This is a genomic window from Lentzea sp. NPDC059081 (assembly GCF_042738015.1).
GTDB lineage: Bacteria > Actinomycetota > Actinomycetes > Mycobacteriales > Pseudonocardiaceae > Lentzea.
In genome coordinates this window covers 143005-161133 of the sequence record NZ_JBHYGW010000010.1, presented here as the reverse complement: position 1 = coordinate 161133, position 18129 = coordinate 143005, and the positions used below count along the sequence as shown (strand labels likewise).

The 18129-nt window shown below is 71.3% G+C and carries 16 protein-coding genes; 4 read left to right on the top strand and 12 right to left on the bottom strand.

Annotated elements, in window-relative coordinates; genetic code table 11:
- Positions 1-172: 172 nt before the first annotated feature.
- From mug to ACFWV3_RS23300, 4 genes are all read right to left on the bottom strand, one after another.
- Positions 173-667, bottom strand: coding sequence for a G/U mismatch-specific DNA glycosylase (gene mug, locus ACFWV3_RS23315; RefSeq protein ID WP_382413632.1), 495 nt, complete (start codon positions 665-667; stop codon positions 173-175).
- 9 nt (positions 668-676) lie between these two features.
- Positions 677-1009 carry a hypothetical protein gene (locus ACFWV3_RS23310; protein ID WP_382413630.1) on the bottom strand — a complete coding sequence of 111 codons (333 nt, stop codon included), beginning with the start codon at positions 1007-1009 and terminating at the stop codon, positions 677-679.
- Positions 1010-1169: 160 nt separating this feature from the next.
- Positions 1170-2819, bottom strand: coding sequence for a bifunctional metallophosphatase/5'-nucleotidase (locus ACFWV3_RS23305; protein WP_382413629.1), 1650 nt, complete (start codon positions 2817-2819; stop codon positions 1170-1172).
- Between the two features lie 96 nt (positions 2820-2915).
- Complete coding sequence (locus tag ACFWV3_RS23300) at positions 2916-3452, bottom strand: hypothetical protein (protein ID WP_382413628.1); 537 nt, start codon at positions 3450-3452, stop codon at positions 2916-2918.
- 108 nt (positions 3453-3560) lie between these two features.
- Between ACFWV3_RS23300 and ACFWV3_RS23295 the strand changes: the two genes are divergently transcribed.
- The 4 genes from ACFWV3_RS23295 to ACFWV3_RS23280 all read left to right on the top strand — a co-directional run bounded on the left by ACFWV3_RS23295 (position 3561) and on the right by ACFWV3_RS23280 (position 9271).
- Positions 3561-4286: a response regulator transcription factor gene (locus ACFWV3_RS23295; protein WP_382413626.1), complete on the top strand. Its 726-nt coding sequence runs from the start codon at positions 3561-3563 to the stop codon at positions 4284-4286.
- On the top strand, positions 4264-5628 hold the full coding sequence (locus ACFWV3_RS23290) for a sensor histidine kinase (RefSeq protein ID WP_382413625.1): 1365 nt from the start codon (positions 4264-4266) through the stop codon (positions 5626-5628). The genes ACFWV3_RS23295 and ACFWV3_RS23290 overlap by 23 nt, the downstream gene beginning before the upstream one ends.
- A gap of 101 nt (positions 5629-5729) precedes the next feature.
- A complete protein-coding gene (locus ACFWV3_RS23285) occupies positions 5730-7451 on the top strand; it encodes an ArnT family glycosyltransferase (RefSeq protein ID WP_382413623.1) in 1722 nt (573 codons plus the stop codon).
- On the top strand, positions 7448-9271 hold the full coding sequence (locus tag ACFWV3_RS23280) for a glycosyltransferase family 39 protein (RefSeq protein ID WP_382413621.1): 1824 nt from the start codon (positions 7448-7450) through the stop codon (positions 9269-9271). Before ACFWV3_RS23285 ends, ACFWV3_RS23280 begins: the two co-directional genes overlap by 4 nt.
- Before the next feature lie 10 nt (positions 9272-9281).
- Here ACFWV3_RS23280 and ACFWV3_RS23275 read toward each other — a convergent pair whose 3' ends face one another.
- The 8 genes from ACFWV3_RS23275 to ACFWV3_RS23240 form a co-directional block, all read right to left on the bottom strand.
- Entirely contained in the window at positions 9282-10070 is a 789-nt protein-coding gene (locus ACFWV3_RS23275; RefSeq protein ID WP_382413620.1) for an SGNH/GDSL hydrolase family protein, read from the bottom strand.
- Between the two features lie 53 nt (positions 10071-10123).
- Positions 10124-11296 carry a hypothetical protein gene (locus tag ACFWV3_RS23270; protein ID WP_382413618.1) on the bottom strand — a complete coding sequence of 391 codons (1173 nt, stop codon included), beginning with the start codon at positions 11294-11296 and terminating at the stop codon, positions 10124-10126.
- A 113-nt stretch (positions 11297-11409) separates the two neighbouring features.
- Positions 11410-12351: a DUF389 domain-containing protein gene (locus ACFWV3_RS23265; protein ID WP_382413616.1), complete on the bottom strand. Its 942-nt coding sequence runs from the start codon at positions 12349-12351 to the stop codon at positions 11410-11412.
- Entirely contained in the window at positions 12351-14126 is a 1776-nt protein-coding gene (gene aspS / locus ACFWV3_RS23260; protein WP_382413614.1) for an aspartate--tRNA ligase, read from the bottom strand. The genes ACFWV3_RS23265 and aspS overlap by 1 nt, the downstream gene beginning before the upstream one ends.
- Before the next feature lie 66 nt (positions 14127-14192).
- The gene (locus tag ACFWV3_RS23255; RefSeq protein WP_382413612.1) at positions 14193-14561 is read right to left on the bottom strand and encodes a hypothetical protein; all 369 of its coding nucleotides are present in this window, start codon (positions 14559-14561) and stop codon (positions 14193-14195) included.
- Positions 14558-15589, bottom strand: a complete 1032-nt coding sequence (locus ACFWV3_RS23250) for a hypothetical protein (RefSeq protein WP_382413611.1) — start codon at positions 15587-15589, stop codon at positions 14558-14560. The genes ACFWV3_RS23255 and ACFWV3_RS23250 overlap by 4 nt, the downstream gene beginning before the upstream one ends.
- Positions 15590-15650: 61 nt before the next feature.
- On the bottom strand, positions 15651-16820 hold the full coding sequence (locus tag ACFWV3_RS23245) for a S8 family peptidase (RefSeq protein ID WP_382413609.1): 1170 nt from the start codon (positions 16818-16820) through the stop codon (positions 15651-15653).
- Between the two features lie 119 nt (positions 16821-16939).
- Positions 16940-18052 (bottom strand): S8 family peptidase, encoded by a 1113-nt coding sequence (locus ACFWV3_RS23240; protein WP_382413607.1) that lies wholly within the window; start codon positions 18050-18052, stop codon positions 16940-16942.
- Positions 18053-18129: the final 77 nt, after the last annotated feature.

Genomic DNA, 18129 nt, shown 5'->3' with positions numbered 1-18129 from the left:
GATTCACCGAGTTTCGCGCGGCATTGCCAAATTTTGACGCAGGCCGGGACGAACCAGTTCCACTTCTCGCCGAAGAGCACTCCAATGGACGCAGATCTGGATACAACCAGACCAGGCACCGTGCGTCCACTCGCACTTTCCGTGCGCACTGACGTGAACTTTTGTCGCGATTTCAGAGGCTCGCTTTGAGCTTCGCGAACTCCTCGGCGAGAGCGGGCAGCTGGTAGTGCGCGTTCAGCCCGCTCGGATTGGGCAGCAACCACACCCGCGCCCCGCCGACGGTGTCCTGCTGCGGCCCGACCTGCGCTTTCTTGCGGTTGAAGGCGGCCCGGTACACCGTCACGCCGAGCACGGCGAGAACCTTCGGTGAAAAATGAGCCACCTTTTCCGTCAGTTCGACGCCCCCTTGACGCAATTCGTCAATTGTTAATTCATCGGCCCGCGCACTGGGCCGAGCGACGACGTTGGTGATGCCGAGCCCCAGTTCGAGCAGCTGTTCCTGCTCCCCCGGCGCGAACTGCCGCGGCGTGAACCCGGACAAATGCAGCGCGGGCCAGAACCGGTTTCCGGGCCGGGCGAAGTGGTGCCCGGTGGCCTCGGAGACGAGGCCGGGGTTGATGCCGCAGAACAGCACGTCCAGGCCGGGCTTGAGCACGTCGGAGATCACCCGCCCAGCCTACGAGGCAGCCACCGGGGCTTCCGCGGGCGCCGGCACGCGCGGGCGGGGCGTCCACATCGTGTAGCCCGCCCTGCGCGCGTCCTCCGGCGAGTGGAAGAACGCGTCGCCCTTCATGCGCTTGTAGTACGGCGACTCCGGCGTGTGGAACATCATCGTGCGCGAGTTCGCCTTGATCGCGGGCGCCACCGCGGGCGCCTCCTCCAGGATCGACAGCGGGGCGGCGGGCGCGGCCGGGGTCTCGCGCGAGCGCATGGTCAGCCAGGTCAGCACCACGCCGGCGAGGAAGGCTCCCGCGCACAGCAGGAACATCTGGAAGAAGAACCCGAACAACGCACTGCTCCTAGTCCGAAGTGAAGTCCTCGTCGACGCGCAGGCCGGGTGCCGCCCCGCGCAGCGTGTCGCTCGGCGACTGCACGCGCCCGACCTAAGCCCATCCGGCGCGGGCCGTGCCACCACCGGCGCGGGAAGCCGCAGGACACCGGGCCCGAATTCACTCGTTCGTGGACACCACCACGGGCTCGCCCGAGGCCACCAGCCGCCAGTGGGACCCGGCGAAGTCCGCGGGGTCCAGCACGCCCGCCGCCTTGACCCACTCGATCAGCAGCTGGCGGATCTCCTGCTGCTGGTTGTGCAGCACGGGCGCGGACGCGATGTGCGGGAAGTCGCCGCCGCCCGCCTGCCGGTAGTTGTTCACGGCCACGGCGAACTCGGCCGCGTCGTCGACCGGTTCGCCGTCGTAGAACAGCCCGACGATCCGCGACCCCACCGGCCGGGCGATGTCGATCGAGTACGTCAGCGGCGCGGTCAGGCCGTGCGCGATGTCGAAGTTGTAGTCCGGCACGTCCGCGGACACCTCGGCCGCCGTGAACGGCCCCGGACCGGTCACCTGCGCGAAGTAGCGCGCCGACTCCTCCAGGAAGTCCCGCAGCTGCGCCCCGGTCAACCGCACGCCCACCAGCGTGTTGTCGAAGATGTAGAGCCCGGCCACGTCCCGGATGGACACCTCGCCGCCGGGGATCGCCGCCGCCCGGTTGAAGGGCGCGCACAACGACAGCACCGGCAACGTCGTGGACTTCGCGACCTCCAGCGCCTGCACGTGGTTGATGAACCGCAGCGCGGGGGTGTCCTCGAACCGCGACCGCGCCGCGGACATCGGCGCCGTGCACCTGCCGATGCGCGCGTTCACGTACGAGACGACCTTCTCGTGGTCGTGCCGCAGCAGCCGCACGATCCGCGGGTCCTCCCCGACAGACGCCGTCGACAGCACCGAGGACCGCGATCCCGTCAGCTCCCAGCGCGACGAGTACCGCAGGTCGAACTCCATCACGGACAGACGCTTGCCGTAGAACAGCGGCTCCGTCAGCAGCACGCGCCGCCCGGTCACCTTGTTCACCACGAACCGCTCGGGGATCTCCACGTGCGCGTGCCCGACCAGGATCGCGTCGATGCCCGGCACCGTCTCGGCGACCAGCTCCGCGCAGTTCTCCGGGAACGGCACCTGGTCCCCGAGCGACGACGAGAGGTCGGCACCGGAGTGCGCCACCACGACCACCAGGTCGGCCTTGCGCCGGATCTCCGGAACCCAGTGCAGCGCCTGCTCGACGAGCCCGGGGAACGTCATCACGCCCTCGACGTGGGCGCGGTCCCACACGGCGATCCCGGGGTTCGTGAGCCCCAGGACCCCGACCTTCACCGGCGGCCCGCCGGTCCGCCACACCGTCTTCACGACGTAGGGCTGGAAGGCGGGCAGCCCGGTCGCCACGTCGAGCGCGTTGGCGGCCAGCAACGGGAACTCCAGCTGCCGCTCGAACATCCGCAGCACCGGCAGCCCGTAGTTGAACTCGTGGTTGCCGACCGCCGCGGCCGTGTAGCCGATCGCGTTCATCGCCGCGGCCATGGGATGCACGTGTGCGCGCGTGATCGGCTCCACGCGCGCGTAGTAGTACGCCAGCGGTGTGCCCTGGATGGTGTCCCCGGCGTCGAGCAGCAACGTCCGCTGGCGCCCCACGCGTGCACGCACCTGCGAGACCAGGGTGGAGATCTTCGCGAGCCCGACGTCGTTGTGCGCGAAGTCGTCGAACTCGCGGTCCCGGTAGTAGTCCCAGTTGAACAGGTTGCCGTGCAGGTCCGTCGTGCCCATCACGGTCAGTGTGAACGTGCGCAGGCCGCTCACCTCCGGTCGTGGTCGGGCCGTTTGATCCCGACCATAACCACTCACACTTGACCGGCGGCGCGGCTACGTCGTCGGAGGTGCCTGCTGACCGGGTTGTCCCTGTTGGCCCTGCTGGCCCCGCTGCCCGCGCTGACCAGGCTCGACCACGCTGGAGGCGACGGACTTCCCGTCCTCCTCGGTGGCGATCACGGTCACCGTGTCGCCTTTCTCGACACCTTCGGCCACTGTGTCGGCGTCGATCACGTACGTCTTCGTGTACCCGTCGGTGGACTTCACCTCGATCGAGGTGTCGCTGATCGCGGTGACCTCACCGCTCTGGAACTCGCCGTGGGTGGCCGTGCCGAACCCGAGACCGCCGCGCATGCCGCCGTCCATGCCGTTCATGCCGCCGGGCGGCCCGCCGCCCATGCCGCCGGGGCCCATGCCGCCGTCCTGCTGGTTCGTGCCGCTGGCCGCGTAGATCGCGACGCCGCCGGCGGCCGCGATGCCGACGGCGATGGCCACGGCCGCCACCGTCTTCTTCCCGCTCCACGCCGGGCGGGCCGCGGGGTCGGGTGAAGCCTGGGGTGCGCCCCACTCCGGGGGCTGTTGCTCGGTCATGGAGCCACCGTGGCGGCGCCGGCTGTGCCGCAGCTGTGACCGGCCCAGGCACGAGCTGTGGGACTCGCTCACAGCTGGTACACAGGATCGGCACTCACGATGGGAGCCATGCGCGCGATGAAGACCGAACTCCGCAGGCCGGACGGGCAGCCGGTGCGGGTGCTCGTGGTCGACGACGAGTCCACTCTGGCCGAGCTGATGACGATGGCCCTGCGCATGGAGAAGTGGGACGTGCGCACCGCCCTCGACGGTCAGACGGCGGTCAGGACCGCGCGCGAGTTCCGCCCGGACGTGGTGGTGCTCGACGTCATGCTGCCCGACTTCGACGGCTTCGAGGTGCTGCGCCGCATGCGCGCGGAGTCGCCGATCCTGCCCGTGCTGTTCCTGACGGCGAAGGACGCGGTGGAGGACCGCATCGCCGGGCTCACCGCCGGTGGCGACGACTACGTGACCAAGCCGTTCTCGCTGGAGGAGGTCGTGCTGCGGCTGCGCGCACTGCTGCGGCGCACCGGTGTGACCGACGCGGACGCCGGCACCCGGCTGGTCGTCGGCGACCTGTCGCTGAACGAGGAGACCCGCGAGGTCGACCGCGGCGGCACGTCGATCGACCTGACTGCCACGGAGTTCGAGCTGCTGCGCTACCTGATGCGCAACCCGAAGCGCGTGCTGAGCAAGGCGCAGATCCTGGACCGCGTGTGGAGCTACGACTTCGGCGGCCAGGCCAACATCGTCGAGCTCTACATCTCCTACCTGCGCAAGAAGATCGACGCCGGGCGCGCCCCGATGATCCACACGATGCGAGGCGCCGGGTATGTCCTCAAGCCTGCGTCCTAGAACGCTGCGAGCCCAGCTGGTCTCGGGCCAGATCGTCCTGCTCACCGCGCTGTGCCTGGTGATCGGCGGCATCTCGGTGCTCGCGCTGCACGCGTTCCTGATGGACAACCTCGACCGCGAGGTCACGACGCTGCGGCCCGGCCCTGCCGGCCAGCAGTACGGCCCGCCCGGCATCAACGCCCGGATCTTCCCCGACGGCAGCGTCCAGGGCTTCATCGAGCTGCCCGGCTGGAACGCCCCGCGCATGCTCACCGACGACGAGATCGCGGCGCTGGAGGCCGCGCCGTCGGGCCTGCACACCGTCGACCTCGGCGAGGCGGGCGAGTTCCGCGTGGTCACCACCCAGCGCGACGTCAAGGGCCTGTCGCTGCAGCCCGTCACCGACATCGTGTGGCAGATGGTGTGGATCCTCGGCGTGCTGATCGTCGCGGGAGCGGCGGCCGTCGCGCTGGCGGGACGGGTGGTCGTGCGACGCGCGCTGGTCCCGCTCGACCGGGTCGCCGAGACCGCCACGCGCGTCTCCGAGCTGCCGCTGCACGAGGGCGAGGTGGCGCTCGCCGAACGCGTGCCGGAGCAGGACACCGACCCGGCCACCGAGGTCGGCAAGGTGGGCCTGGCGCTCAACAAGATGCTCGGCCACGTCGACGAGGCCCTGAAGGCCAGGCACGACAGCGAGACGCGGGTCCGCCAGTTCGTCGCCGACGCCTCGCACGAGCTCAGGACCCCGCTGGCCGCGATCCGCGGCTACGCCGAGCTGACCCGCAGGACGGGTGAGGACCTGCCGCCCGAGGTCACCCACGCGATGGGCCGGGTGGAGTCCGAGGCGCTGCGGATGACGTCGCTGGTCGAGGACCTGCTGCTGCTGGCCAGGCTCGACGCGGGCCGGCCGCTGGAGAGCGCGGACGTCGACCTGTCGCGGCTGGTGCTGGACGTGGTCGGCGACGCCCGGATCGCGGGTCCCGGCCACAGCTGGAAGCTCGCGCTGCCGGACCGGCCGGTCACCGTCCCCGGTGACGTGCAGCGCCTGCACCAGGTGATCGGCAACCTGCTCTCCAACGCCCGCGCGCACACCCCGCCGGGCACCACGGTGACCACCGGCCTGTCCGTCCACAACGGACACGTCGACCTGACCGTCACCGACGACGGGCCGGGCATCCCCGCGGGCCTGGAGGTCTTCGAACGGTTCGCGCGCGGCGACTCCTCGCGGTCGCGGGCGGCCGGCAGCACCGGTCTCGGGCTCTCGATCGTGGCGGCCGTCGTCGGCGCGCACGACGGCGAGGTGTCCGTGGCGAGCAGGCCCGGCCGCACCGAGTTCACCGTCACTCTCAAGACGGCACCCTGAAGACGGCGCCCCGAAGACGGCACTGAGGACCGGCACCGCACACAGGTCGTTCACAGCAGGGACACACGACCCACCCAGGCCAGGCCGCGACGCTCGTCCCCATGAGACGAGAACGCCTGGCGCTGGCGGCCCTGCTGATCGCGACCGGCGCGCTGTACCTGTGGCGGCTGGGGGACTCGGGCTGGGCCAACGCCTACTACTCCGCCGCCGCGCAGGCCGGTGCGACGAGCTGGAAGGCGTGGTTCTTCGGCTCCTCGGACGCCTCGAACGCGATCACCGTCGACAAGACGCCCGCCTCCCTGTGGGTGATGGGCCTGTCGGCGCGGCTGTTCGGCGTGAACGCGTGGAGCATCCTGGTGCCGCAGGCGTTGATGGGCGTCGGCAGCGTCTGGCTGCTGCACGCGACGGTCCGCCGCTGGTTCTCCCCCGCCGCCGCGCTGATCTCCGGCGCGGTGCTCGCGCTGACCCCGGTCGCCGTGCTGATGTTCCGCTTCAACAACCCGGACGCCCTGCTCGTCCTGCTGCTGGTAGCGGGCGCCTACTGCGTGACCCGCGCCGTCGAGAACGCGAACCCCTACTGGCTGGCTCTCGCGGGCGTCGCGGTCGGGTTCGGCTTCCTCACCAAGATGTTGCAGGCGTTCCTGGTGCTGCCCGCGTTCGGGCTCGTCTACCTGCTCTCCGCCCCCACCTCGATGGGCAGGCGGGTCCTGCACCTCGCCGGCGCGCTGGGCGCCATGATCGTCGCGGGCGGCTGGTGGGTCGCCGCCGTCGAACTGACGCCGGACCGGCCGTTCATCGGCGGCTCGCAGACCAACAGCGTGCTCGAACTGACGCTGGGCTACAACGGTCTCGGCCGCCTCACCGGGGACGAGGTCGGCAGCGTCGGCGGCGGCCGCGGCTGGGGGTCGCCGGGCTGGGCCCGCCTGCTGGGCGCGGAGATGGGCAGTCAGATCGCGTGGCTGCTGCCGGCCGCGGTGGTGCTGCTGGTCGCGGGGCTGTGGCTGACGAACGGCCGCGCCCGCACGGCTCTCGCGCTGTGGGGCGGCTGGCTCGTCGTCACCGCCGGGGTCTTCAGCTTCATGAACGGGATCATCCACTCCTACTACACCGTGGCGCTGGCACCCGCGATCGCCGCGGTCATCGGCATCGCCGCCACCCAGCTCTGGGAACGCCGCCACGAACCCGTCGCGGCGGCGGTGCTCTCGGGCTCGGTCGCGTTGAGCGCGCTGCAGTGCTACGTGCTGATCAACGCGTTCTCCACGCCCGTCGCGCTGCTGGTGCTGATGGCAGGCCTGATCGCGGCGGTCGGCCTGGTGCTCTCGATGCGCTGGGCCATCCCGGTCGCGCTGGTCGCCGCGCTGCTCGGCCCGACCACGTACTCGTTCGCCACCGTCACCACCCCGCACACCGGCGCCATCCCCGTCGCGGGCCCGGCGACCGGGCGGATGGGCATGGGCGGCGGTGGCCTGCTCGACACCACGCTCCCGGCCGCCGACGTCGTGACCCTGTTGCGGGACGACGCCGGCAGCTACCGCTGGGCCGCCGCGACGGTCGGCTCGAACAACGCCGCCGGCCTCCAGCTCGCCAGCGGGCAGCCGGTGATGGCGCTCGGCGGCTTCAACGGCACCGATCCCGCGCCGACGCTGGAGCAGTTCCAGGAGATGGTCCGAAGTGGACAGATCCACTACTTCGTCGCCGCCGGCCGGATGATGCAGGGCGAGACCGGCAGCGACGCCGCCCACCAGATCGCCGGCTGGGTCGCCGCGAACTACACCGCGACCACCGTCAGCGGCACCACCCTCTACGCATTGGACGCGTCATGACCGCCACCCTCGCCCTCGCGCCCGCCGCCGTGCCGACACCGCCGGCGAAACGCGACCAGAAGACGGTGCACCGCATCGCCTTCCTCGCGCTGCTCGCCGGCACCGCCCTGCTGTACCTGTGGAACCTCACCGCGACGGGCTGGGGCAACGACTTCTACGCGGCGGCGACGCAGGCCGCGTCGCAGAGCTGGAAGGCGCTGCTGTTCGGCTCGCTCGACCCCGGCAACACCATCACCGTGGACAAGCCGCCCGCGTTCCTGTGGGTGAGCGGGCTGTTCGCCAAGGCGTTCGGGTTCTCCAGCTGGACCGTGCTCGCCCCGCAGGCGTTCGAGGGCGTCGCGGCCGTGGGCCTGTTGTACGCCACGGTGAAACGCACGTCCGGCCCGCTCGCGGCGTTGTTCGCGGGTGCCGCCTTCGCGCTGACACCGGTGGCCACGCTGATGTTCCGGTTCAACCTGCCGGACGCGCTGCTGGTACTGCTGATGGTCGCGGCCGCGTACTGCACGGTCCGGGCGCTGGAGAACGCGAACGGGTGGTGGCTGGCGCTCGCGGGCGTGGCGATCGGGTTCGCGTTCCTCACGAAGATGATGCAGGGCTTCCTGGTGCTGCCCGCGCTGGCGCCGGCCTATCTGCTCGCCGCGCCCACGTCGGTCGGCAAGCGCTTGCTGCACCTGCTCGGCGCGGGTCTCGCGGTCGTCGTCTCGGCGGGCTGGTTCATCGCGCTGGTCGAGCTGTGGCCTGCCGACAGCCGCCCGTACATCGGCGGGTCGACCAACGACTCGTTGTGGGAGCTGGCGATCGGCTACAACGGCCTCGGCCGCATCTTCGGCGGCTCCGGCGGCGGACCGGGCGGCGGGGGCATGGGCGGGGACATGGGCGGCAACGGGAACATCGGCTTCGGCGGCGAGACGGGCCTCGGCCGGTTGTTCGGCGCCAGCATGGGCCCGGAGATCTCCTGGCTGCTGCCTGCCGCGCTGATCGGCCTCGGCGCCGGGCTGTGGTTCCTGCGCCAGGCTCCCCGCACCAACCGCACCCGTGCCGCGCTGGTCGTCTGGGGCGGCTGGGTGCTGGTCACCGGCGCGGTGTTCAGCTTCATGAGCGGCATCACGCACCCCTACTACACGGTCGCGCTGGCACCCGCGATCGCCGCGCTCGTCGGCATCACCGGCAGCGAGCTGTGGCGCGGACGGGCGCACTTCCCGGTGCGCATGGCGTTGACGGCGATGGTCGCGGCAACCGGTGTGTGGGGCTTCATCCTGCTCGACCGCACCCCCGACTGGACCCCGTGGCTGCGCTGGGTCGTGCTCGTGGTGACCGCGATCGCGGTGGCAGCGCTGGTGTTCGGCCTCCACCGCAAGTGGCTCGTGGGTGTGCTCGTCGCGGCCGCACTGCTCGGCACCTCCGGTTACGCCCTGGCGACCGCGGCCATCCCGCACAGCGGCTCGATCCCGTTGTCCGGCCCGCGTTCCCAGCAGGGCGGTGGGATGGGCATGCGGGAGGGCAGCTCGTCCACGGAGGTCGTGCAGCTGCTCAAGGCCACCGACACCGAGTGGGCCGCCGCGTCCGTCGGCGCTCAGGGCGCGGCCTCGCTGCAGCTGGCGTCGGGCCGGCCGGTGATCGCGATCGGCGGCTGGAACGGCAGCGACCCCGCCCCCACGCTCGACGAGTTCAAGGCGCTCGTGGCACAGGGCAAGGTCGGCTACTTCGTCTCAGGTGGCGGTGGAGGCCGCGGCGGCGACAGCGGGATCGCCGAGTGGGTGGCGGCGACGTTCCAGGCCAGGACGGTCGGCGGCCAGACGATCTACGACCTGACCGGCTGACCGGCCGGTGTCAGAGGAGGCCGGTGTCGGCGGGGAGCACGTCCCCCGGCACCGGCCCCGCGCCGCCGGGGAACACCTCGGCGGGCGTCTCCTCGTTCCACAGCAACGGCAGCAGGTCCGCGCCTCGCCGCCACAGCCACGGAATCCCCTTGAGCAGCAACCACGCCGCGTGGTGCCACACCGTCAGCTCGCGCCCGCCGGAGCACTCCAGGCTGATCTCGCCGACGGTGTGCCCGAGCCCGCGCAGCTCGGCCGCGAAGGCCCGCGCGAGCATCCGGTGGCCGCGTTCGGACGGGTGCAGCCGGTCGACCGCCCACGTCGGCAGCTCGTACGCGCCGGGCAACGCATGCAGGTCGACGCACCGGACCCCGTGCCGCGCCACCACGACGTCGATCACGCGGTTGTACTCGTCGATCCGGTCCTTGAGCACCCGCCGCAGCCGGCCGGGCAGCTTGAACACCCGCCCCTGGTCGTGGAACCGCACGGTGACGACCGAGACGCCCGCGGCGGTCAGCGCGCCGCACACGTGGTCGAGGTCCTCGTGCATCCGCCGCACCGAGAAGTCCGACCGCAGCGTGTCGTTGACGCCCGCGACGACGACGGCCGCGGTGGGCTTGTCCCGCAACGCCTGCGGCAGCTGGACGCGCCGGACGTCGGCCAGCCGCGCGCCGGACACCGCGAGGTTGCGATAGCCGTTGTCCTCGAACGCGGCCGAGAGGATCGGGCCGAAGCCGCGCCAGCCGCCGGGCACGAGGTCGCCGATCCCGACCGCTGTCGAGTCACCGAGTAGCACCAGCACGCGTCCCAGCATCAGCGCGCCCGGTGATCCCGGAATGACCGTGCGGGAACCGTTCAGCGAAATGCCGGATAAAGCGGGAGTTCGAGCACCTCGGCGCCGTAGCGGTCGACCAGCGCGCCGATGACGGCGTCCGCGTGGGCCGCGACCGTCTTCTCCCCCAGTGCCACCGCGTCGGCCCGCAGCCGGAGCCACCGGCCCGCCAGCACGACGCTGCGCGGCGGCGCGTTGTCGACGGTCGGCATCGGCTTCGACAGGGCCCGCCACGTCGCGAGCCACACCCACAGCAGCTGGGCCTCCAGCAGCCGCGGTAAGAGCACCGCGTCGTCGTCCATCTCGGGCCACACCGCCCCGACCTCGGCCCGCCACGCGGCGACCATGGCCTCCGACATCCCCGGCGGCAGCCCCCACCCGCACCAGCAGGACGGGAACGGCACGCGCAGCGCGGCCGCGTCGAACACGATGTCGCGGACGCAGCCGCCCTCGAAGTCGACGAACCGGACACCGCGCGAGGTGACCAGGTGGTTGTCCGGGCACGACGTCGACGGGCTGAACGCGCGCCGCCGCGAGGTGCTGAACGCCCGTGCCGCGTCGGCGGCGAAGTCGGTGGCCTGCGAGGACGTCTCGACGCCCAGCGTGGACTCGAGCAGCCCCGGTAAGCCCGCGATCGCCGCGTGCACGTCGACCGCGATCGGGTCCTGGCAGCACTGCGCCCCCGCGCGCCGCATCAACGCGTCGAAGTCGGCGTCCCGGCCCGCCGTCGTGGCGTGCAGCCGCCCCATCGCGTGCGCCCACGAGAGCAGCCCGCGTTCGGCGGCCCGCGCGTCCTGCGCGTGCAGCTTCTCGGACAGCCGCGGCGCCCGGCCGAGGTCCTCCAGCACGACCAGGCGCGTCGCCGCGTCGTGCGCGAAGAGCTCAGGGGTGGCGCGCTCCTCCGCCGGCAGGGCGGTGAGCAACTGGTGGCTGACGGCCTCGTGCGCCCACGGGTCGCGGTCGCCGCTCGCCTCCGGGTAGCGCTTCACGACCAGCGTCCGCGGCATGGAGAACGGCGAGGAGGCGACTCTGACGCGGATGACGACGGAACGACCGGTACCCCCGAGAGTCTCGGGGTCCGCGAGGCGCACCTGGGCGCCCATTCTCCTGGTCAGCACCCGCTCCGCCGCCCCGACAGCGTCCTCGATCTCAGGTGAAGTCGTGTCGGGAGGGCCCGCGGTGATCTCCACGCTCATCCCCTCCGACCCTACTCCCCGAAGTCTGCGAGTCGGACCGACGCTAATCCGGCCCGGCTGCGACCACCACCACTCGTTGATAACGGCTCACGCCGCAAACGGGTGCGCGGTGATCATCCCCTGGACAGTGGACGTGTGGAAACACCGTCCGTTGCCTTGCGGCGGCGGATCACCAGGACGAACGCGGCCGCCGCGACAATACCGATCAAGTTGATGCCCAGCTGGGCCACCGCCGGCCCGACTCTGTCCCACACTCCGAGAACCGCGGCGAGCGCGGCGTACCCGGCGGCGGGCACGGTGGTGACCGAGATGAACACCCCGACGAGCGCCGCCGACTTGGCCGACGTCATCGAGAGCATGCCCGCCGCTCCCGCGAGCAGCGCCACGATCAGCGAGAACGGCCCGAACTGGTAGACGAAGTCGACCTCGTGCCCGTTGATCAGCGCGTCCTTGTCGAACAGCCCGCCGAGCTGCCCGACCCACGTCAGCAGCGACGTGACCACCATGGCCAGCGGGAACCCGATCCCGAGCGCGACCGACGCCCGCCTCACCAGGTCCCAGCGCTTCGCGACGAGACCGACCGCGATGGCGGCGAGCGGTCCGAACTCCGGCCCGACGACCATGGCGCCGACGATCGTCACCGGCGAGTTGGTCGCCACGCCCACCGCCGCCAGCAGGCACGCGATGGTGAGGAACGCCTGGAACGTGACGCTCGGCCGGGACTCCTCGCCCGACTTCGCGATCAGCTCCTCCCAGACGATCACGTCCGAGCCCTCGCCCGGCGCGTCCGCCTCCGCGCGGTCCGCGGAGTCGGACAGCGAGGTGTCGATCGTCTCGATCGTGACGCCACCGGTGTGGTCGACGTGCAGCTCGCACAACGCGGTGACGATCTCGTCGACGGCCTCGCGCGCCACGTCCGCGGTGATCAGGTCGCCCTCGGGGGCGATCGCCGCGCCACGCAGGAGCACCAGGTGGGTGGCTCCCGCGTGGTCGCGGAGGATCTCCAGCGCGGCTTCGGTCTGGTCCGCCGGGCAGACCACCCGCAGCCTGAGCACTAGTTCTTCTGGTCGGGCTTGGCGTCGACGCCGGCTTCCTTGCGCTGCTGGGCGGTGATCGGCGCCGGGGCCGCGGTCAGCGGGTCGTAGCCGCCGCCGGACTTCGGGAACGCGATGACCTCGCGGATCGAGTCGGCACCCGCGAGCAGCATGCAGAGGCGGTCCCAGCCCAGCGCGATGCCGCCGTGGGGCGGGGCGCCGAACTTGAACGCGTCGAGCAGGAAGCCGAACTTCTCCTGCGCCTCCTCCGCGCCGATGCCCATGACGTTGAACGCGCGCTGCTGCACGTCGGCGCGGTGGATACGAATCGAGCCACCGCCGAGCTCGTTGCCGTTGAGGATCACGTCGTAGGCGTAGGCCAGCGCGTTGCCCGGGTCGGACTCGAAGTTGTCGATCCAGTCCGGGGTGGGCGAGGTGAACGCGTGGTGCAGCGCCGTCCACTTGCCGCCGCCGACCGCGACGTCACCGGAGTCGAGCTTGTCGACCGACTCGAACATCGGGAAGTCGACGACCCACGCGAACGCCCACGCGTTCTCGTCGATCAGGCCGACGCGGTGCGCGATCTCGACACGGGCCGCGCCCAGCAGGGCACGCGCGTCGCGCGGGTCGCCCGCCGCGAAGAAGATGCAGTCGCCCGCGTTGGCGCCGACGGCCTTCGCGAGACCGTCGCGCTCGGCGTCGGTGAGGTTCTTCGCGACCGGGCCGCCCAGCGTGCCGTCTTCCTGGACCAGCACGTACGCGAGGCCCTTGTGGCCGCGCTGCTTGGCGAACTCCTGCCACCCGTCGAGCGTGCGGCGGGGCTGCGACGCGCCGCCGGGCATGACGACGGCACCGACGTACGGCGCCTGGAACACGCGGAACGTCGTGTCCTTGAAGTACTCGGTCAGCTCGGTGAGCTCGACGTCGAAGCGCAGGTCCGGCTTGTCCGAGCCGTACTTCGCCATGGCCTCCGCGTAGGAGATGCGGCGGAACGGCTGCGGGAGCTCGACGTCCTTGAGCTCCTTCCAGATGGCGGCGAGCAGCTTCTCGGTGAGCGCGATGACATCGTCCTGCTCGACGAAGCTCATCTCGATGTCGAGCTGGGTGAACTCCGGCTGGCGGTCGGCGCGGAAGTCCTCGTCGCGGTAGCAGCGCGCGATCTGGTAGTAGCGCTCCAGGCCACCGACCATGAGCAGCTGCTTGAACAGCTGCGGCGACTGCGGCAGCGCGTACCAGGAACCGGGGCGCAGGCGGGCCGGCACCAGGAAGTCGCGCGCGCCCTCGGGGGTGGAGCGGGTCAGGGTCGGCGTCTCGACCTCGACGAACTTCTCGCCGTGCAGCACGTCGCGGGCGATGCGGCTGACCTCGCTGCGCAGCCGGATGGCCTTGGCCGGGCCCGAGCGGCGCAGGTCGAGGTAGCGGTGCTTGAGCCGCGCCTCCTCGCCGATCTCGCCCTCGGCCTCGACCTGGAACGGCAGCGGCGCCGCCTCGTTCAGCACCTCGAGGTCGGACACGTAGACCTCGATGGCGCCGGTGGCGAGGTCGGGGTTCTCGCTGCCCTCCGGGCGCTTGCTGACGTCGCCGGTGACCTTGATGACGTACTCGCTGCGCAGCCGGTGCGCGCGCTCGGCCATCTCGCCCTCGCGGAACACGACCTGGGCCACGCCGGACGCGTCGCGCAGGTCGATGAAGATGACACCGCCGTGATCCCGCCGGCGGGCGACCCACCCGGTGAGGGTGACGGACTGCCCGGCGTGCTCGGCCCGGAGTGACCCGGCCTCGTGCGTGCGCAACACGGTGGTGGCTCCTTGTAGACGAAGTCAGCTTTGCCGTCAAGGCTAGCCGGAGCCACCGACAGTTTTTCACGCAGGGCTTTTCCCGAGCGCCTCCAGCACCGGTTCCGCCTTCGCCCACGCCGCGTGCCAGCCGGGGTCGACCTGCTCGGCGTCCCCCCACCGCGCGATGCGGTGGAGCAGCTCCAGCAGCCGCTGCCGCGGGCGCGGCGCGAGTGACGGCAGCACCTCGGCCAGGAACGGCAGCGCCGCGGTGGCGGCACCGCACACGAACCCGCCCTCCTCGTGGAGGGTCCGGTCGAGGTCGGTGACCGCCCGCGCGACCACCTCGGGATCGTCCGACAGCAGCGCCCGCACGTGACCGGGCGTGTCGAGCGCGGGCCCGTAGGCGTGGTCGACCGAGTGCCACGCGACGTCGTCCAGGCCCTCCAAGCTCATCCCAGGTCCTCCAGCACCGACGTGGCCAGCGTCGAGACCTTCTGCCCCAACGACGTCACGGCGTGGTCGTGCACCCTCTCGGCGACGAGGTCCCGGTGCTCGCGGGCCCGTGCGACGCCGACCAGCCACACCGCGAAGGCCCGCAGCCGCACGTCCGGGTCGGCCACCCACACCGGCACGTACGGCACGACCAGACCCACGTCCGTCGTGTCGCGTTCGAACAGCCTGCGCAGGTAGTCGAGCGCCTCCGTGCGCCACGGCAGCACGTCCACCAGTGCCAGCACGAGGTCGATCCCCTCGAAGTCCTTCGGTCCCACCAGCCAGAGCACGTGCTCCAGCACCTCGTCGTAGCCCATCTCGTACGACCCGGTGGCGAGGAACAGCTCCAGGTCCCCGGTCAGCCCGCGCAGGATCACGCCGGCGTCCGGCCGCGTCGCCGCGGACACGAGCAGCCGCGCCTGCGGCTCGCCGTCCGCGACCTCCAGCTCCCGCAGCCACCCGGTCGCGGCCTCGTCGCCCCGCCCGGCGAACTCCGTCGCGACGAGCACCAGGCACAACCGCGTGGCCGGGTCGGTCTCCTCCTCCCACCGCGCGGACAGGGCGGGCAGCACGGGCGCGCTGTCGCCGAGCCCCTTGCCCAGCAGGAACAGCACACCCCGCCGCACCGCCGCCGACCCGTGGCCCAGCAGCGCGATCAACGCCGGCTTCGAGGCCTCCCAGGCGGCCGGCCAGCTCGGGTGCACGTCGGCGGACCCGCTGCCCCCGGCGACCGCGATCGCGCCGCACAGGTTCTCGAGGAGCCATTCCCGGCTGGGGGTGTGGTCGTGGGCGACCAGCTCCAGCAGGAACGGCCACGCCGCCGCGGTCGCCTCGCTGACCTCGGACTCGCCGCCGATCAGCTGGCGCACCAGCTCCTCGTGCGGCTCGACGGAGGTCCTGGCCTGCCGCAGCAGCCGGGGGAGGTCGTCGCCGTACCCGTCATGACCGCGCAACCGGTACCAGTCGATGCCCTTCAAACCGTCCACCACGGACCCGAGCATAGAAAAGGGGCCGCGACGCAGGTCGCGGCCCCTTTCACACCGGCTCAGCTCACGCGGACGGCGCGAGGTACAGCAGGCGGTTCGGCGAACCCGAGCCCGGGCTCGTCACCTTCGACGGCGTCGACTGCGCGACCAGGTAGGACGAGACCTGGGCCGGCGTCGCCGAGGGGTTGGTGGAGAGGTAGCGCGCCGCGGCGCCCGCGACGTGCGGGGTGGCCATCGACGTACCGGAGATGGTGTTGGTGGCCGAGTCGGACGTGTTCCACGACGAGGTGATGGACGATCCCGGCGCGAAGATGTCGAGCAGCGAGCCGTAGTTCGAGTAGGACGCGCGGGCGTCGGTGCGCTCGGTGGCGCCCACGGTGATCGCCTCGGACACGCGGGCCGGCGAGAAGCCGGACGCGTTGGCGTTCGAGTTGCCGGCCGCGACCGCGAAGGTCACGCCCTTGGCGATGGCGTTGCGCACGGCGGTGTCGAGCGTGGAGTTGGCGCTGCCGCCGAGCGACAGGTTCGCGACAGCCGGCTTGACGGCGTTGTTGCCGACCCAGTCGATGCCCGCGGCGACACCGGCGAGGGTGCCGGAGCCGTTGTTGTCGAGCACGCGGACGGCGACGATCTTCGCGGCCTTCGCGACGCCGTACTGCGAGCCCGCGATGGTGCCGGCGACGTGCGTGCCGTGACCGTTGCCGTCCTGCGCGACGTTGTCGTTGTCGACGAAGTCACGTCCGTTCGACGCGCGGCCACCGAACGTGGAGTGGCTGATGCGCACACCCGTGTCGATGACGTACGCAGTCACGCCCGAGCCGGTGGAGGTGTAGCTGTAGGAGCTGTCCAGCGGCAGGTTGCGCTGGTCGATGCGGTCGAGCCCCCACGACGGCGGGTTCGTCTGCGTCGTCTGCGCGTGCACGACCTGGTCGGCCTCGACGAACTCGACGGACGGGTCCGCGGCGAGTCGCTTGGCCTGCTTCTCCGTCAGCTTCACGTTGAAGCCGCCGAAGCTGGTGTAGTCGCGCTCCACCTTCGCGCCGAACCGCGAGGCGAGGGAGTGCGAGTTTCCCTTGCCCTCCTTCAGCTTCACGATGAAGCTGCCGGCGATCTTCTCGGGCGCGCCGAGGGAGAGGACCTCGCCCTCGGCGGCGGAAGCGTTGGGAACCATCAGAACCGACAGCGCGAGGCTCGCCACGCCGGCGCCGGCGAGGAACCGGATCTTTCGCGTCATGATTCGCATTCCGTTCTTTGCAGGGGAACGATGCGCTTTCGACGCTATGGACGGATCCGGTTCCTGCCAAGGGTGTCCTACGGATTAAGACGCCCTTGTGTTGCCGGACATTTCACGCTTCACAGAGATGGTGGCCAGTAGAGGATACGAGTGACGGGTGGCGTGCCCGGAGTGCCCGTGGTAACCAGGGCGTTTTCCACCTGGGCGGGCGTAGCGGTGGGGTTGACCTCCAGGAACCGCGCCGCCACACCGGCCGCGTGCGGTGCGGCCATCGACGACCCGCTCAACGTCGCCGTCGCCGTGTCGCTGGTGTTCCACGCGGACGGGATGTTCACACCCGCCGCCCAGATGTCCACCAGGGGCCCGTAGTTGGACGACGACGCCTTGGTGTCGTTCTGCGTCAACGCACCCACGCAGATCGCCTGCGAAACCCGTTGCGGCGACGAGTTCCCCGGATCGGTGTTGCTGCCGCCGGCCGCGAGCGTGTACGAGACGCCCGAGTCGATCGACTTCCGCACCGCGGCGTCCAGTGCCGCGGAAGCACCGCCTCCCAACGACATGTTCGCGACGGCGGGCTTGACCGCGTTGACCGTCACCCAGTCGATGCCCGCGATCACGCCGGAGATGGTGCCGCTGCCGGAGCCGTTGAGCACCCGCACGCCCCACACGGTGACGTCCTTGGCCACCCCGAACTTCGTGCCCGCCGCGATGCCGGCGACGTGCGTGCCGTGCCCGTTGTCGTCCTGCGCCACGGGGTCGTTGTCGACGAAGTCCCACCCGTCGCGGGCTCGGCCGCCGAAGTCCTGGTGCGTCACGCGAAGACCGGTGTCGATCACGTAGACGTTCACGCCGCGGCCGGTGGACTTGTAGGCGTAGGTCCGGTCCAGCGGCAACGCCCGCTGGTCGATGCGGTCGAGGCCCCAGGGCGGGTCGACCTGGACGCCGTTGGCGTGCACGACCCCGTCCCGTTCCACGTGGGACACGGCCGGGTCCGCTTTCAGCGCGCGCACCTGCCGCGAGGTCAGCCGGGCGCTGAAACCGTTGAGGGCGTGGGTGTAGCGGTGCTCGACGGCACCGCTGAACGACGCCGTGAGACTTTCCAGGACGCTTTCTCGGGCATTTCCTCGGGCGCCGTCGTCCTTCAGCACGACGATGTACGACGACGTGGCCGCGGACGCCGGGGCGACCACGACGGCCGCGCCCAGGGCGGCGACTGCCAGCAGGGCTCTCACGGGCAGGACTTCCTCTCGTGTCGATCGCAGGGAACGACGGCCCCGGCTCGCCGGGAGAGCCGGGGCCGCACGTCAGG

What these genes read in the sequence shown, in the direction of transcription:
- ACFWV3_RS23305 (WP_382413629.1), bottom strand. Translation starts at nt 2,819, where the DNA reads ATGGGCACGACGGACCTGCACGGCAACCTGTTCAACTGGGACTACTAC.
- ACFWV3_RS23300 (WP_382413628.1), bottom strand. Translation starts at nt 3,452, where the DNA reads ATGACCGAGCAACAGCCCCCGGAGTGGGGCGCACCCCAGGCTTCACCC.
- ACFWV3_RS23295 (WP_382413626.1), top strand. Translation starts at nt 3,561, where the DNA reads ATGCGCGCGATGAAGACCGAACTCCGCAGGCCGGACGGGCAGCCGGTG.
- ACFWV3_RS23290 (WP_382413625.1), top strand. Translation starts at nt 4,264, where the DNA reads ATGTCCTCAAGCCTGCGTCCTAGAACGCTGCGAGCCCAGCTGGTCTCG.
- ACFWV3_RS23285 (WP_382413623.1), top strand. Translation starts at nt 5,730, where the DNA reads ATGAGACGAGAACGCCTGGCGCTGGCGGCCCTGCTGATCGCGACCGGC.
- ACFWV3_RS23280 (WP_382413621.1), top strand. Translation starts at nt 7,448, where the DNA reads ATGACCGCCACCCTCGCCCTCGCGCCCGCCGCCGTGCCGACACCGCCG.
- ACFWV3_RS23270 (WP_382413618.1), bottom strand. Translation starts at nt 11,296, where the DNA reads ATGAGCGTGGAGATCACCGCGGGCCCTCCCGACACGACTTCACCTGAG.
- ACFWV3_RS23255 (WP_382413612.1), bottom strand. Translation starts at nt 14,561, where the DNA reads ATGAGCTTGGAGGGCCTGGACGACGTCGCGTGGCACTCGGTCGACCAC.
- ACFWV3_RS23245 (WP_382413609.1), bottom strand. Translation starts at nt 16,820, where the DNA reads ATGACGCGAAAGATCCGGTTCCTCGCCGGCGCCGGCGTGGCGAGCCTC.